The 14,649-nt window shown below is 66.8% G+C and carries 14 protein-coding genes; 8 read left to right on the forward strand and 6 right to left on the reverse strand.

The window, feature by feature from the left end:
* Positions 1 to 149: 149 nt before the first annotated feature.
* From AC1D2E_RS13565 to AC1D2E_RS13585, 5 genes are read right to left on the reverse strand one after another with little or no spacing between them, the layout of a single operon-like run.
* Positions 150 to 1,445 carry a TRAP transporter large permease gene (locus tag AC1D2E_RS13565; protein ID WP_478197872.1) on the reverse strand — a complete coding sequence of 432 codons (1,296 nt, stop codon included), beginning with the start codon at positions 1,443 to 1,445 and terminating at the stop codon, positions 150 to 152.
* Between the two features lie 2 nt (positions 1,446 to 1,447).
* On the reverse strand, positions 1,448 to 1,936 hold the full coding sequence (locus AC1D2E_RS13570; protein ID WP_478197873.1) for a TRAP transporter small permease: 489 nt from the start codon (positions 1,934 to 1,936) through the stop codon (positions 1,448 to 1,450).
* Positions 1,937 to 1,995: 59 nt separating this feature from the next.
* The gene (locus tag AC1D2E_RS13575) at positions 1,996 to 2,967 is read right to left on the reverse strand and encodes a TRAP transporter substrate-binding protein (RefSeq protein ID WP_478197874.1); all 972 of its coding nucleotides are present in this window, start codon (positions 2,965 to 2,967) and stop codon (positions 1,996 to 1,998) included.
* A 40-nt stretch (positions 2,968 to 3,007) separates the two neighbouring features.
* Positions 3,008 to 3,898 carry an SMP-30/gluconolactonase/LRE family protein gene (locus AC1D2E_RS13580; protein ID WP_478197875.1) on the reverse strand — a complete coding sequence of 297 codons (891 nt, stop codon included), beginning with the start codon at positions 3,896 to 3,898 and terminating at the stop codon, positions 3,008 to 3,010.
* Between the two features lie 5 nt (positions 3,899 to 3,903).
* Positions 3,904 to 4,737, reverse strand: a complete 834-nt coding sequence (locus tag AC1D2E_RS13585) for an NAD-dependent epimerase/dehydratase family protein (RefSeq protein ID WP_478197876.1) — start codon at positions 4,735 to 4,737, stop codon at positions 3,904 to 3,906.
* A 67-nt stretch (positions 4,738 to 4,804) separates the two neighbouring features.
* On the opposite strand from AC1D2E_RS13585, the gene AC1D2E_RS13590 reads away from it, so the two are divergent.
* The 7 genes from AC1D2E_RS13590 (at position 4,805) to AC1D2E_RS13620 (ending at position 11,986) form a co-directional block, all read left to right on the forward strand.
* The gene (locus AC1D2E_RS13590) at positions 4,805 to 5,614 is read left to right on the forward strand and encodes a FadR/GntR family transcriptional regulator (protein ID WP_478197877.1); all 810 of its coding nucleotides are present in this window, start codon (positions 4,805 to 4,807) and stop codon (positions 5,612 to 5,614) included.
* 103 nt (positions 5,615 to 5,717) lie between these two features.
* Complete coding sequence (locus AC1D2E_RS13595; protein ID WP_478197878.1) at positions 5,718 to 6,692, forward strand: Bug family tripartite tricarboxylate transporter substrate binding protein; 975 nt, start codon at positions 5,718 to 5,720, stop codon at positions 6,690 to 6,692.
* 46 nt (positions 6,693 to 6,738) lie between these two features.
* Entirely contained in the window at positions 6,739 to 7,650 is a 912-nt protein-coding gene (kdgD, locus tag AC1D2E_RS13600) for a 5-dehydro-4-deoxyglucarate dehydratase (protein WP_478197879.1), read from the forward strand.
* Positions 7,651 to 7,719: 69 nt separating this feature from the next.
* Entirely contained in the window at positions 7,720 to 9,156 is a 1,437-nt protein-coding gene (locus AC1D2E_RS13605; protein WP_478197880.1) for an aldehyde dehydrogenase family protein, read from the forward strand.
* A gap of 216 nt (positions 9,157 to 9,372) precedes the next feature.
* Positions 9,373 to 9,777 (forward strand): nuclear transport factor 2 family protein, encoded by a 405-nt coding sequence (locus AC1D2E_RS13610; protein WP_478197881.1) that lies wholly within the window; start codon positions 9,373 to 9,375, stop codon positions 9,775 to 9,777.
* Between the two features lie 63 nt (positions 9,778 to 9,840).
* The gene (locus AC1D2E_RS13615) at positions 9,841 to 10,935 is read left to right on the forward strand and encodes an alkene reductase (RefSeq protein WP_478197882.1); all 1,095 of its coding nucleotides are present in this window, start codon (positions 9,841 to 9,843) and stop codon (positions 10,933 to 10,935) included.
* Between the two features lie 31 nt (positions 10,936 to 10,966).
* On the forward strand, positions 10,967 to 11,986 hold the full coding sequence (locus AC1D2E_RS13620; RefSeq protein WP_478197883.1) for a Bug family tripartite tricarboxylate transporter substrate binding protein: 1,020 nt from the start codon (positions 10,967 to 10,969) through the stop codon (positions 11,984 to 11,986).
* Positions 11,987 to 12,048: 62 nt separating this feature from the next.
* On the opposite strand, the gene AC1D2E_RS13625 is transcribed toward AC1D2E_RS13620, so the two are convergent.
* On the reverse strand, positions 12,049 to 13,497 hold the full coding sequence (locus tag AC1D2E_RS13625) for an amidase family protein (RefSeq protein ID WP_478197884.1): 1,449 nt from the start codon (positions 13,495 to 13,497) through the stop codon (positions 12,049 to 12,051).
* A gap of 137 nt (positions 13,498 to 13,634) precedes the next feature.
* On the opposite strand from AC1D2E_RS13625, the gene AC1D2E_RS13630 reads away from it, so the two are divergent.
* Positions 13,635 to 14,642, forward strand: coding sequence for an ABC transporter substrate-binding protein (locus AC1D2E_RS13630; RefSeq protein ID WP_478197885.1), 1,008 nt, complete (start codon positions 13,635 to 13,637; stop codon positions 14,640 to 14,642).
* Positions 14,643 to 14,649: the final 7 nt, after the last annotated feature.

The raw sequence follows: 14,649 nt of genomic DNA on the forward strand, positions 1-14,649 counted from the left end.
TGCGGCACCTTCTCGCGCAGCGTGAGGCCCGAGGGGAACACCGTGCCGGCCGCGAGCCCGCCGTCGTTGGCCACGATCGCGACGTTGTCGTTCGCGTGCATGCGGATGGTCAGCGGCGCCTTGGCGGCTTCGGACATGGCGGGACTCCTTTACTTGACGACCATGAACATGCTGGGGAGCCAGGTCGAGAAGGCCGGCACGAAGGTGACGACGCCGAGCGCGAAGATCAGCGCGCCGTAGAACGGCCAGATGGTCTTCATCACCGTGCCGACCGAAACGCCTCCGATCGCGCAGCCGACGAACTGCGTCGTACCCACCGGCGGCGTGTTGAGGCCCAATGCGCAGTTGATCAGCATCACGATGCCGAACTGCACCGAGGTCATGCCGTACTGCTGGGCGATCGGCAGGAAGATCGGCGTGCAGAGAAGGATGGTCGCCGCCATGTCGAGGAAGGTGCCCAGCACGAACAGGATGATGTTGATCAGCAGGAAGATGACCCAGGGCGTGCTCGTGACCTGCGACAGCATCTGCCCGGTGAGCTCGGCCACGCCGTAAAGGCTGATCAGGTAGCCGAAGGTGCTCGAGATGCCGATCAGCAGCAGGATCACGCCGGTGGTGCGCACCGCCTTCGAGGCCGCCTTGACGAAGTGCTCCCACGTGAGCGTGCGGTAGACGAAGACCGTCAGCGCCAGCGCATACAGCACCGCCACCGCGGCCGATTCGGTCGCCGTGAACACGCCCGACAGGATGCCGCCGAGGATCAGCACCACGATGAACAGGCCGGGCAGGGCGGCCGCGAACGAGCGGCCGACGATCTGCCAGCCCGGGAAGCTGCCGGCCGGATAGCCGCGCTTCACCGCCACCAGGTAGGCCGCCGCGAGGTTGCTGAGGGTCAGCACCGCCGCCGGCAGCAGCGCCGCCAGGATCAGCGCCGCGATCGAGACCTTGCCGCCGGCCGCGAGCGAATAGATGATCAGGTTGTGGCTGGTCGGCATCAGGGCGCCGACCAGGGCCGCGTGGGTCGTCACGTTGACTGCATAGTCGGCGTGATAGCCCTCCTTCTTCATCATCGGGATCATCACGGCGCCCATCGCCGAGACGTCGGCCACGGGCGAGCCCGAGACGCCGCCGAACAGCGTGCAGGCCACCACGTTCGACATGCCGAGGCCGCCGCGCACGTGGCCCACGAGGTCGCGCGCCAGGTTGACGATGCGGTCGGCGATGCCGCCGTACAGCATCAGCTCGCCGGCGAAGATGAAGAACGGGATCGCCAGGAACGAGAAGATGCCCATGCCCGAGGTCATCTGCTGGAAGCCGACTTCCAGCGGCAGGCCTTCATAGAGCAGGGTCGACAGGGCCGACAGGCCGATCGAGAACGCCACCGGAACGCCCAGCAGCAGGAACAGCGTGAAGCTCACGCACAGGATAAGAAGAGGGATGGTCATGCTCAGCCCCAGGCGGGTTCGACTTCGCGGCCTTGGGCCAATGCGATGACGTGTTCGATCGAGAACATCACGATAAGGACGCCGGACAAGGCGGCCGGCACGTACTTCCATCCCTCGGAGATCCACAGCGTGGGCAGCCGGTAGTCCCAGACCGATTCGGCCAGCGAGGCGCAGTTCCAGGCCATGGCGGCGCCGAAGATCAGGATCAGGAAATGGATCAGGAATTCCATCTTGAGGCGCAGCCGGTCGGGCGCCAGCACCAGGAAGGATTCGAGCCCGATGTGGCCCGCATCGCGCACGCCGACGGCGACGCCGAGCATGGTGACGTAGAGCACCAGCAGCAGCGCCAGGCTCTCGGCCCAGGTGGGGGTGTTGTTGAGGACGTAGCGGCCGAACACCTGCCAGCTCACGGCGCAGATGACCGCGACGAGGCCGAAGATGCCCAGCCACATGCAGGCGCGAGCCAGCGTGCGGCAGATTTTCGTGTACATGATGATGTGGGTTGGCGACGCCCTCCCGCGTGCGGGGGAGGGCGGCCGGATGCAGTCGATTACTTCGTGTCCTGCACGCGCTTGACCAGGTCCTTGAGCTTGGCGTCGACGATGAACTTCTCGTACACCGGCTTCATCGCGGCCTGGAACGGGGCCTTGTCGATCTCGATGATCTCGGCGCCGCCGGCCTTCACGGTCGCCAGCGACTTCACTTCGCGCTCTTCCCACTGCTTGCGCATGTAGGGCACGGATTCCTTGGCGGCCTGGCGGATCCAGCCCTGCTCCTGGGGCGTCAGCTTGTCCCAGGCGCGCTTGGAGAACAGCAGCACTTCGGGGGCCATCGAGTGCTCGGTCTTGGTGTAGTACTTGGCGACCTCGAAGGCGCGCGAGCTCTCGTAGGTCGGGTAGTTGTTCTCGGCGGCGTCGATCAGGCCGGTCTTGAGGCCGGTGTAGACCTCGCCCATCGGCATCGGCGTGGCGTTGGCGCCCATGGCCTCGAGCATCGAGACCCACAGGTCGGACTGCTGCACGCGGACCTTCTGGCCCTTCATGTCGGCGAAGCTGCGGACCGGCTTCTTGGCGGTGAACATCGAGCGGGCGCCGCTGTCGTAGTAGGCCAGGCCGATGAAGCCCTGCTTCTCGCAGGACTTGAGGATCTCTTCGCCGACCGGGCCGTCCAGCACCTTGTGCAGGTGGTCGACCGAGCGGAACAGGAAGGGCATGGTCGGCACCTGCGTCTCGGGGCAGATGTTGTTCATCGGCGCGATGTTCACGCGCACCATCTGCAGCGCGCCGATCTTGGTCTGCTCGATCGTGTCCTTCTCGCTGCCGAGGGCGCTGTTGTTGAAGACCTTGATGGTGTCCTTGCCGCCCGAGAGTTCCTTGAGCCGCTCGCCCATGAACTTGACCGCGGTCACGGTCGGGTAGTCGTCGGGATGGATGTCGGCCGACCGGAACTCGGTGGCCTGCGCGGCCATCGCGGTCATGCAGGCCGCGATGGCGACGATGAGTGCGTGCTTGTTGAACTTCATTTGTCTTCCTCTTGCTGGTGGTTGTCGTGAAATCTTGGAATCAGGTGCCGAAGGCCGGCTCCGGGATGCCCTGGGTGCCGGGCCGCAGCGCGAACACGCCGCCGGCCAGCGGCTGGTCCGACAGATCGCCGCCCGGGCGGATCGAGGTGACGAACAGGGTGTCCAGCTTCGGTCCGCCGAAGGCGCACATCGCCGGCTTCTTGACCGGCACCTCGAGCGAGCGGTCGAGCCGGCCCTCGGGCGTGAAGCGGTGCACCAGGCCGGCGTCGTTGCCGCAGATCCAGTAGCAGCCGTCGGCGTCGATCGCGGCGCCGTCGGGGCGGCCGGGCAGGGGGTTCATGTCGACGAAGAGGCGGCGCCGCGAGGGCGTGCCGGTGGCGGTGTCGTAGTCGAAGGCCCAGATGGCCTGGACGCTCGGATGGGAGTCCGACAGGTACATCGTGCGGCCGTCGGGGCTGAAGCCCAGGCCGTTGGGAACGATCAGGTCTTCGAGCTGCAGCGATGGCGCCTCGCTGCCCTTGTCATGCCGATAGACCCGGCCGACGCGGGCGCCGGCGGCCATGTCCATCAACATCGTCCCGGCCCAGAAGCGGCCCTGGCGGTCGCAGCGGCCATCGTTGAAGCGCATGCCGGTCATGGCGTGGCCCACCTCGGCGAGCCGGGTGGCTGCCAGCTTGCCGCCATCCTGCGGCGCGATCGAGAACAGGCCGCTTTCCATGCCGGCGATCCAGGCGCCCGGCAGGTCGGCGCGCGGCGCGATGCAGGCCGGCATTTCGTCGCTGGCCCACTGCGTGTGGCCGGCGGCCGACCAGCGGTGCAGCGCACGGCCCGGAATGTCGACCCAGTACAAGGCGGATTCCGCCACGGACCACACCGGGCTCTCGCCCGTGCCGCAGCGCGCGTCGACCACGAGTTCGGCCCGGCTCGACACGGCGCTCAGTCTCCGAACGGGCCCTGGGCGGTGAAGGCGCCGCCCTGGTAGATCGCGTTCGGATCGCTGGGCGCCACCGGCGGCTGCGCCTCGACCTTGGCCCGGAAGACTTCCGAGCTGTCCTGCGGCACGAAGCCCAGGTGCGCGGCCGCGTCGTTGTCCCACCAGAGATCGCGGTTGGCCGACATGCCATAGACCACCGTGTGCTTGACGTCCGGCGTGAAGAGCGACTTCTCGATCAGCGTGCTCAGGTCGCGGTAGCTGAGCCAGGTGCTCATCATGCGGCGGTTGAGCGGCTCGGGGAACGACGAGCCGATGCGGATGCTCACGGTCTCGATGCCCCAGCGGTCGAAGTAGAACTGGGCCACGTCCTCGCCGAAGGATTTCGACAGGCCGTAATAGCCGTCGGGCCGGCGTGCGACGTGGGCGTCCAGGTGCTCGGTCTGCTTGTAGAAGCCGATCACGTGGTTGGAACTGGCGAACACCACGCGCTTGACGCCGTGCCGGCGGGCGGCCTCATAGATATGGAACACGCCCTTGATGTTGGCTTCGAGGATTTCCTCGAAGGGTCGCTCGACCGAGACACCGCCCAGGTGCACGATGGCGTCGCAGCCGGCCACCAGCGCGTCGACCGCCTGCTTGTCGGACAGGTCGCAAGCCACGACCTCTTCGTGCGGGCCCTCGGCCGGCGTGATCGCCGCGATGTCGGAAACCCGCAGCACCGCCGCGCAGGGTCGCAGGCGTTCGCGGAGGACCTTGCCCAGGCCGCCGGCGGCCCCGGTCAGGAGGAGGCGGGCGACTTGCCGCGCGGGGGAGGATGTGACGGAAGCGGCGCTCATTCTTGTCTCTGTCGGATGTCGTAAGTTATCGGTTGTCGTACAACGTGCGGGGGATTATCATCACGCCATGTCGAACCTGTCAACGGGGTCAACCGCAAGCACCGAGCCCGTGCCTGGCGCTCCGCCGCGCCGCAAGGTGCGGGGCCTGGCGCATGGCCTGGTCGACGACCTGGGCGAGAAGATCCGCAGCCAGCAGTTGCGTCCGGGCGACAAGCTGCCGACCGAGTCGGCCATCATGCAGACCTACGGCGTCAGCCGTACCGTGGTGCGGGAGGCGCTCTCCAAGCTGCAGGCCGGTGGGCTGGTCGAAACCCACCACGGCATCGGCACCTTCGTGCTGCAGCCGCGGGCCGCCGGCATGTTCCGGCTCGAGGCCTCGGACATCGCCACCTCGGTCGACGTGCTGGCGGTGCTCGAGCTGCGCATCAGCCTGGAGACCGAGTCCGCGGGGCTGGCCGCGACCCGCCGTACCGAGGAGCAGCTCGCCGCCATGCGGCAGGCGCTCGACGATTTCGAGCACAACGTGACCGTCGCCGGCGATACCGTGGCGCCCGATTTCCGCTTCCACCTGCAGATCGCGCAAGCCACCGGCAATCCCTACTTCGCGGACATCATGAGCCACCTCGGCACGACGATCATTCCGCGTACGCGCATCACGGCGATCCGCAACCACGACCGGCGCGGCGAATACCTCAGCCGGGTGAACCGCGAGCATGAGGAAATCTACGCGGCGATCGCGCGGCGCGACCCCGAGTCGGCGCGCGCGGCCATGCGCATCCACCTGACCAACAGCCGCGAACGGCTGCGCATCGCCCAGGAGGCGGCCCGGCTCGACGCCGACAAGGCTGCGGCCGCAGGCCAGACGCCGGCTGCCTGACGGGCAGGTCGGTCTTTGCTGGACATCTTTTCGAACTAGTTGTACGATGACTGATGACATCGCTACCATGCGATGCTCGCTTTCAACGATCAGGAGACAACCCATGAGTTTGAATCGACGCCATCTCGTACTCGGCGCGCTCGGCGGTGGCCTGCTGGCTGCCGGTGCCGCCCAGGCCGCCGACGCCTGGCCCTCGAAGCCGATCCGCATCGTCGTTCCGTACCCGCCGGGCGGGTCGTCCGACATCATCGCGCGCTCGATCAGCCAGCCCTTGTCGGAAGCGCTGAAGCAATCGGTGATCGTCGAGAACCGCGCCGGCGCCAATGGCAACCTGGGCGCCGACCTGGTGGCCAAGGCCCAGCCCGACGGCTACACGCTGCTGCTGTGCGATGTCGGCGCGCTGGCGATCAGCCCCTCGGTCTACACCAAGCTGTCCTTCGACCCGGCCAAGGACCTGCGTGGCGTCACGATGCTGGCCTATTCGCCGCACCTGCTGGTGGTGCATCCGTCGGTGCCGGCCAACAACCTGAAGGAACTGGTCGCGCTGTCGAAGAAGTCCGACCTCAATTTCGCGGTCACCGCCACCGGCAGCGCGCCGCACCTGGCCGGTGTCGCGGTCGAGCGGGCGAGCGGCGCCCGCTGGGTGTACGTGCCCTACAAGGGCGGCGTGCAGGCGGTGCAGGACACGGTGGCCGGCCAGACCCAGGTGCTGATGAACGGCATGCTGGCGACGCTGCCGCACGTGCAGAGCGGCAAGCTCAAGGTGCTGGGCGTGTCCAAGGGCACGCGCATGCCGCTGATCGGCGACGTGCCGACCCTCGCGGAGCAGGGCGTGCCCGGTTTCGAATCCGGCACCTGGCAAGGCGTCCTGGTCCCGCGCGGCACGCCCGAAGCACTGGTGCAGCGCCTCAACAAGGAACTGATCGCGATTATCCGCACGCCCGACATCCGCTCGCGGCTGGCCGGACAGGGTGCCGAGGTCGTGACCATGACGCCGACCGAGCAGGACCAGTTCTTCGAGAAGGAACGCGCCCGCTGGGCCAAGGTCGTGACGGCCGCCCAGATCAAGCTGGACTAGGGCGGCACTTCAATTTCCCATTTCCACCCACCCCTCCGTTCTTCACATGACTCCCCAAGAACTCAAATCCATCATGGGCTCCGGCCTGCTGTCCTTCCCGCTGACCGACTTCGACCGCAACGGCGACTTCGACCGGCAGCGCTACGAAAAGCGCCTCGAATGGCTGGCGCCCTATGGGGCCAGCGCGTTGTTTGCGGCCGGCGGCACCGGTGAATTCTTCTCGCTGACCGGCGACGAGTACCCCGGCATCATCCAGGCCGCGGTCGATACCTGCCGCGGCAAGGTGCCGATCATCGCCGGCGCGGGTGGCCCGACGCGCTTCGCGATCCAGTGCGCGCAGGCGGCCGAGAAGGCCGGCGCGCACGGCGTGCTGCTGCTGCCGCACTACCTCACCGAAGCCGGCCAGGAAGGCCTGGCGGCGCATGTCGAGGCGGTCTGCAAGAGCGTCAAGTTCGGCGTCATCGTCTACAACCGCGGCCAGAGCAAGCTCTATCCCGCGACGCTCGAGAAGCTGGCCGAACGCTGCCCGAACCTGGTCGGTTTCAAGGACGGCATCGGCGACATCGAACTGATGAGCGCGATCCACCTGCGCATGGGCGAGCGCTTCGCCTACCTCGGCGGCCTGCCGACGGCGGAGGTCTATGCGGCCGCCTACAAGGCGCTCGGCACGCCGGTGTATTCGTCGGCGGTGTTCAACTTCATCCCGAAGACCGCGATGGATTTCTACCAAGCCGTGGCCAAGGACGACATCGCGACGCAGCACCGCCTGCTGAAGGACTTCTTCATGCCCTACCTCGAGATCCGCAACAAGGGCCAGGGCTACGCGGTGAGCATCGTCAAGGCCGGCGCGAAGATCGTCGGCCACGATGCCGGCCCGGTGCGCACGCCGCTGACCGAGCTCAGGGCCGACGAGTACGAGGCGCTGGCGGCGCTGATCGCCAAGCTCGGCCCGCAGTAGGGCGCCAGGCGGTGCGTCCGCCGCAGTAAGCTGTTGCCCCTCCACCCCGATTCCCAAGGATTCCCTGCCATGCAGAACTTCGACAACCTCATCAACGGCGAATGGCGCGCYGCTGCCAGCTACAGCGCCAAYCTCAACCCGAGCAACCTCGGCGACGTGCTGGGCCAGTACGCGCAGGGCGACGCSGCCCAGGTCGACGCCGCGGTCGCGGCCGCCACGGCCGCCTTTCCCGCCTGGTCCACCGGCGGCATCCAGGCGCGCTCCGAGGCGCTGGACAAGATCGGCGCCGAGATCCTGGCGCGCAAGGAAGAGCTCGGCACGCTGCTGGCGCGCGAGGAGGGCAAGACCCGCGTCGAAGGCATCGGCGARGCGACGCGTGCCGGCCAGATCTTCAAGTTCTTCGCCGGCGAATGCCTGCGGCTGGCGGGCGAGGTGCTGCCGTCGGTGCGCCCGGGCATCGGCATCGAGATCACGCGCGAGCCCGTGGGCGTGGTCGGCCTGATCACGCCGTGGAACTTCCCGATTGCGATCCCGGCCTGGAAGATCGCACCGGCGCTGGCCTTCGGTAACTGCGTGGTCATGAAGCCGGCCGACCTGGTGCCGGGCTGCGCCTGGGCGCTGGCCGAGATCATCAGCCGCTCGGGCATCCCGCCCGGCGTCTTCAACCTCGTGATGGGCCGCGGCAGCGTGATCGGCGACGCGCTGGTGAACCACCCGGGCATCCATGCGATCAGCTTCACCGGCTCGGTCGGCGTCGGCCGCAACATCGCCATCCAGTGCGCCACGAAGCACAAGAAGGTGCAGCTCGAGATGGGCGGCAAGAACCCGCAGGTGGTGCTCGACGATGCCGACCTGAACCAGGCGGTCGAGCTCAGCGTGCAGAGCGCCTTCTATTCGACCGGCCAGCGCTGCACGGCGTCGAGCCGGCTGATCGTGACCGARGGGATCTATSCGAAGTTCATCGAGGCGATGAAGGCGCGGATGGCGAAGATCAAGGTSGGYGAYGCGCTGGCGCAGGGCACCGACATCGGGCCGGTGTCGAGCGAGAGCCAGCTGCGGCAGGACCTGGACTACGTCGAGATCGGCAAGGCCGAGGGCGCCACGCTGGCCGCGGGCGGCGAGCGGCTSRMGCTCGACACCGACGGCTTCTACATGTCGCCGGCGCTGTTCAGCGAGTCGGCACCCGCGATGCGCATCAACAAGGAAGAGATCTTYGGYCCGGTGGCGAGCGTGATCCGGGTGAAGAACTACGAGGAAGCGCTGGCCACGGCCAACGACACCGAGTTCGGCCTGTCGGCCGGCATCGCCACCACCTCGCTGAAGTACGCGACGCACTTCAAGCGCCACAGCCAGGCCGGCATGGTGATGGTCAACCTGCCGACGGCGGGGGTGGACTACCACGTGCCCTTCGGCGGGCGCAAGGGCTCGAGCTACGGCCCGCGCGAGCAGGGCAGGTACGCGCAGGAGTTCTTCACCGTGGTGAAGACGGCCTATACCCAGACGTGAGGGCTGCAAGAACTTTGCTGACCCGAGACCCACGCACACGGAGAAAAATTCTTCATGCCTATCGCTCGAAGCGGCTCGAAGTCGTTCCTCGGTATGAGGATGGCGCAGCGCTGGCCAAGCTCCTTCAGCGGGACCAGGACCACTGGACCCAACTGGTCGCGCGCACGGGCATCCAGCTTGACTGACACCACTCATCTTTTACGACCAAGGACCCTTATGACCACCACCCAAACCGCCCCTGACACCGAATCGCAGTTGCTGGACCTTGAAGCGCAGCGCTGCAGTGCCATGAAGCGCGCCGACTTCGCGCGCCTGCGCGAGATCCTCCACCCCGGTCTCACGCACGTGCATGCAAAGGGTCAGACCGACGACTACGAAAGTTACTTTCGAACCGGCGGCACGCACGTCGACTACCGCCAGATCGACCGTTCGGACCTGAAGGTCGAGGTGCTGGGCGATGCGGCACTGATGACAGGCCGACAACTGCTTGTCGCCGTGCGGAAGGACGGCAGCGGCACTGTGCGGATCGACTCTCGGGTCATGCAGGTCTGGGCGCGGCACGATGGCAATTGGCGGCAGCTGGCGTTCCAGACCACGCCGCTGGAAATGAGCATCACGTGAGCGCCGGCTCCCACGCGCGGTACGGAAGCCCGTTGCCGCCATCGATCCGCCGAGAGGTCCATCGTGCCAACTGATCGCAAGCGCCTGTTCGACAGCGTGCAGTTTGGCAGGCAGGTACTGCCCAGCCGAATCGTGATGTCCTCGATGTCCAGGGATCGCTGCCCTCGGGGCGTTCCTACGGAACTCAATGCGGCGTATTACGCACAGCGCGCGAGCGCCGGCTTGATCATCACGGAGTCGACCGCGGTTTCAGCACGCGGCGTAGGCTGGCCCAACACCCCAGGCATCTTCACCGAAGAGCAGGTGGCGGGTTGGCGCAAGGTGACCGACGCGGTGCATCAGCGCGGTGGGCGGGTCTTTTCCCAGCTTTGGCATTGCGGCCGAAACTCGCACCCGTTGAATCAGCCAGACGGCGCTCTGCCCATCGGGCCATCCGCGATCATCTCCGAAGCGACCGTGCGCACTTCTCAGGGGCGAATGCCGCTTCTGGTTCCACACGAACTCACGACTGGCGAGATCCCCGGTGTGGTGGACGAATATCGGTCCGCGGCGCAGGCGGCCCTGGAGGCGGGATTCGACGGCGTGCAGGTGCACGCGGGCAATGGATTCCTGCTTGATCAATTCTTGCGGGATTCGTCGAACCAACGTCGCGACGGCTACGGTGGGACTGTTCAGAATCGTTGCCGATTGCTGCTGGAGGTCGTGGAGGCGGTGTGCGAGATTTGGGGCGAGGACCGCGTCGGGGTCCGCATGTCGCCGACAAATCCGACGAACTATCGGCTCTCGGACGCCAACCCTGAGCTGCTGCTGCGGACCGCGCTGGCATCCCTGAGCGAGCTGAAGATCTGCTACGTCGACATCGTCGAAGGCTCGACCACGAGCGGGCCCGCGACGCACGCAGTGGACTATGCATCGAGCCGCCRCTGCTTTTCCGGCCTGTACGTCGCGAACAATGGATTGCGCACCCGGGAGCAGGCGGAGGCCGCCTTGGATTCGCACGCCGATCTGGTGTCCTTCGGCCGGCCTTTCATCGCCAACCCCGATCTGCCGCGGAGATTGCAGACCGGTGCCGCCCAGACCCCCTTGAACGAGGCGTCCATCTATTCKCCCGATCATCGTGGATACACCGACTACCCATTCCTCGACGACGACGCGTGACGCCGCGGTTCCGCCACATGAAGAACGCCACATGAAGAACGCCACATTCCTGAGTTCAGAGAACAAGCCTTCCGGACATACCGTCTCTCGTCGGTCTGCCTTGCGGGGACTGGCTGCTGCGGGGCTGACCACCTTCGGCAGTTCATGCCTTTGGTCGCAGACGCCGTATCCTTCGAGGCCGATTCGCCTGGTGGTGACGCTGCCCGCAGGCACGTCTGCCGACGCGATGGCACGGTTCATCGCAGAACGTGCCGGGCGTGAGCTTGGACAGCCGGTCATCGTGGACAATCGGCCCGGGGCAAGCTCCATCATTGGCGCTCAGGCCGTGGCCGCCGCTCCGGCCGACGGGTATACCTTGCTTTATGGCCTGGCCCCGTCGATCTCGTTGAACCCGCACCTTTTCAAGAAGCTGCCGTACAAGGCCTCGGATTTCATCCCGATCATCCACCTGCTGGATGTGCCGTTCGTGTTGATCGTTCGAGCCGACTCGCCGTATCGCAATTTGCGCGATCTGCTGCAGGCTGCCAAGGCACAGCCTGGAACGCTGAGCTACTCCTCCTATGGCGAGGGCTCCCCCAACCACGTCGCGGTGTTGCAGATTCTCCAATCCAACGGCGCGACGATGACGCACGTGCCCTACAAGGATGGTGGACTGATGGACATCGTTGCCGGTCGGGTGGACAGCTCTCTTGAAGTGACCGCGATGGCGATGCCGCACATCCAAACAGGCAAGCTTCGGCCACTGGCGGTGTCGGCGCGCGAGCGGCTGCCCCAACTGCCCGATGTGCCCACGCTCGCGGAGCTGAATTTCGGGCCGCCGCTTTACTCGTGGAACGGGATCTTCGCACCGACCGGGACACCGCCAGAAGTCGTTCAGCGTCTGGCCGGCGTGATGCAGGGGATCGCATCGAGTCCGGAGTATCGCCAGAAGGTGATGGACTTCACGCAGGTCCCGGTGGGAGGCACGCCGAAAGAGTTCGCTGCCTTCCTGGCCAAAGACTCGGAGGCGTGGGGCAAGGTGATCCTGCAAAGCAACATTCGCATTGAATGACTGATCCTTCCCACTGAATCGAGCTTTTCGATTCGATGCGGGCTGGGTGAGCTGGGGCGGGCTCACACCATCGGCGCGACCCAGCACCTCAACGCAGGCGCCACCGGCGCCGCAGGCAGCGCCGCCTCGATTCCCAGCGCGACGCCGAGCAGCGCGGTGTCCGATGCAGCCGGTCCGGTGAGCTCCAGGCCGGCAGGCAGGCCGTCCTGGGTCTGGCCCATCGGCAGGCTCAGGGCGGGCAGCCCCGCCATGCCCGCGGGGCCCGTATTGCGGATGTAGGCCGAGAAGGCCGAGGCCGGGCGTCCGCACAGGGTGACCTCCACGTCCTCGCCCAGTCGCGCGGCCGTGAGCGGGCTGGTCGGAAACAGCAGCGCGGCAATGCCATGCCGCGCGAAGCAATGGCGATAGGCCGCCTGCATGCGCGGCCGCAATTCGTGGAGCGCGTGTGCGTAGGCCTCGGCGGTGATGGCGCCCGCGCCGAACAGGCGCTCGAAGAGCGGCCGCACGTCGGGACTCACGATCGCGCGGGTGAGCTCGCGGGCGTCGAACGGCCGCCCGTGGCGCGCGAAATAGGCGCCGAGCGCGGGCAGGATCTCGTGCAGTGAGATCGACATCGAGCCCTCCTGAAAGAGTGCGCCGGCTTCGGCCAGATCGCAGGGCACGAGCACCGCGCCGGCGTCGCGCAGACGGGCCAGGGATTGCTGCGCGAGCGTCGCCACGGGAGGGTCGATCTGTTCCCAGAAATAGCCGCCGGGCACCCCGAGGCGCAGGCCCGCCAGCGGGGTCGATGCCATCCGAAGCGGCCCGTCGGCGACTGCATGGTCGATCAGCACGCAGTCGTCCACGCTGCGCGCCATGACGCCTGCGGCATCGAAAGTCGGAGAGATCGGTACCAGGCCGTCGCCGGGCCAGCGACCGGTGGTCGGCCGGAAGCCGACCAGTCCGCACAGTGCAGCCGGCACGCGCACCGAGCCGCCGGTGTCGGTGCCGATCGCCACCGGCGCGGCACGCATGCCGAGCAGCGTGGCATTGCCGCCGCTGGAGCCGCCGCTGATGCGCGAGCTGTCGAAGGGATTGCGCGAGGGTCCGAAGGCGTGGTTGTAGCCGGTGACGCCCTGCGACCACTCGTGCAGGTTCGTCTTGCCCAGCACCAGCGCACCCGCGTCCAGCAGGCGTTGCGTCACGCCGGCGGGGCGGCGTGGCCGGTGGTCGGCCATCCACGGACTGCCGGCGGTGGTGGGGAAGCCGACCACGTCGATGTTGTCCTTGAAGGCGAGCGGGAGGCCATGAAGCGGGCGATGGCCGGGCGCCGGCGGCGGCCCGGCGTCGAGCGCGGCAGCCTCGCGGCGCAGGCGTGCCGGATCGCTGTGGAGCAGGGCGCCCAGCTCGGCGATGGCCTCGGCGCGCTCGAGCAGCGCCTCGGCATAGGCGCTGGCGGCGAGCTCGCCTCGGTGCATCCGTTCGGCGGCTTCGCGGGCGGAAAGATCGGTCAGCGCATGCATTCGGTTCATCACGGTTCAATTTGGGGCGGCGTGGGCGACGAAGTGCATGTTTCGGGCCAATTCGACGAATTCTTGGCCGGAAGAGGCCGAAAAACATATGGCATGGATACTGCTTAAGCTAGTTTTTGTATCCATGAGGCCTCCCCATGTCATTCAAGTCCTTGCGTATCCTGACCGCCGTCGCTGTGTCGGCGGCTCTCTTGGCGGCCCTGCCCGCGTCCGCTGCGGAGAAGGTGTCGGTGCGCCTCAAGTGGCTGGCGCAGGCGCAGTTCGCCGGGTTCTTCGTGGCGAAGGCCAAGGGCTTCTATGAAGAGGGTGGGCTCGATCTGACCATCAACCCGGGCGGCCCGAACCTCAACGTCGAGACCCTCGTCGCTTCCGGCAACGACACCTTCGGTCTGGCCGGCGGCACGGAGACGGTGCTCTTCGCCCGCGAGAAGGGCCTGCCTCTCGTGTGCATCGGCGTGACGGTGCAGACCACGCCCTTCACCTACGTCACCTACAAGGATTCGGGCATCACCAAGGTGAAGGACTTCGCGGGCAAGAAGGTCGCGACCTGGTTTACCGGCACCCAGTACACGCTCTATTCGATGCTGGCCTCCGCCGGCGTGAAGCAGTCCGAGCTGACCATCGTGCCGCAGTCCGGCTCGCTGGCGCCTTTCGTCGAGAAGCAGTTCGACGTCGCCGCCGCCACCTACTACAACGAGCTCAACACGCTCAAGGAACAGGGCCTCGGCGACAAGCTCACGCTGATCAAGCCCGACGACTACGGCGTCATCGTGCAGCAGGACACGGTGCTCGTGTCGGAGAAGTACCGCAACGAGAATCCGAAGCAGGTGCAGGCTTTCATGAATGCCACCATCAAGGGCTGGAAGTACGCGCTGCAGAACAAGAAGGAAGCCATCGACATCGTCATGGCCGCCTCGCCCAGCCTGAACCGCGCCCACCAGGAGGCGATGCTCGACGAGTTCGAGAAGCTGGTGAAGGCCGGCCGCGGCGGAAGCGACGGCATTCTCGCCATCGACCTGCCGACCGTGGAGAAGATGCAGGCGCAGATGGTCGAGTACAAGGCGCTGAAGGCCCCGACCGATCTCGCCAAGGCCTACGACGCCAGCTTCTGGGCCAAGGTGCCGGCCGGCGACAAGAAGTTCTGAGCCGCCA

The sequence above is a fragment of the Variovorax sp. P1_H2 genome, from assembly GCF_056405295.1.

Excerpts from the sequence above, each read along its gene's own strand:
- AC1D2E_RS13630 (WP_478197885.1), top strand. The coding sequence starts at position 13,635 with ATGTCATTCAAGTCCTTGCGTATCCTGACCGCCGTCGCTGTGTCGGCG.
- AC1D2E_RS13620 (WP_478197883.1), top strand. The coding sequence starts at position 10,967 with ATGAAGAACGCCACATTCCTGAGTTCAGAGAACAAGCCTTCCGGACAT.
- AC1D2E_RS13565 (WP_478197872.1), bottom strand. The coding sequence starts at position 1,445 with ATGACCATCCCTCTTCTTATCCTGTGCGTGAGCTTCACGCTGTTCCTG.
- kdgD (WP_478197879.1), top strand. The coding sequence starts at position 6,739 with ATGACTCCCCAAGAACTCAAATCCATCATGGGCTCCGGCCTGCTGTCC.
- AC1D2E_RS13625 (WP_478197884.1), bottom strand. The coding sequence starts at position 13,497 with ATGAACCGAATGCATGCGCTGACCGATCTTTCCGCCCGCGAAGCCGCC.
- AC1D2E_RS13570 (WP_478197873.1), bottom strand. The coding sequence starts at position 1,936 with ATGTACACGAAAATCTGCCGCACGCTGGCTCGCGCCTGCATGTGGCTG.
- AC1D2E_RS13575 (WP_478197874.1), bottom strand. The coding sequence starts at position 2,967 with ATGAAGTTCAACAAGCACGCACTCATCGTCGCCATCGCGGCCTGCATG.
- AC1D2E_RS13595 (WP_478197878.1), top strand. The coding sequence starts at position 5,718 with ATGAGTTTGAATCGACGCCATCTCGTACTCGGCGCGCTCGGCGGTGGC.
- AC1D2E_RS13610 (WP_478197881.1), top strand. The coding sequence starts at position 9,373 with ATGACCACCACCCAAACCGCCCCTGACACCGAATCGCAGTTGCTGGAC.
- AC1D2E_RS13590 (WP_478197877.1), top strand. The coding sequence starts at position 4,805 with ATGTCGAACCTGTCAACGGGGTCAACCGCAAGCACCGAGCCCGTGCCT.
- AC1D2E_RS13585 (WP_478197876.1), bottom strand. The coding sequence starts at position 4,737 with ATGAGCGCCGCTTCCGTCACATCCTCCCCCGCGCGGCAAGTCGCCCGC.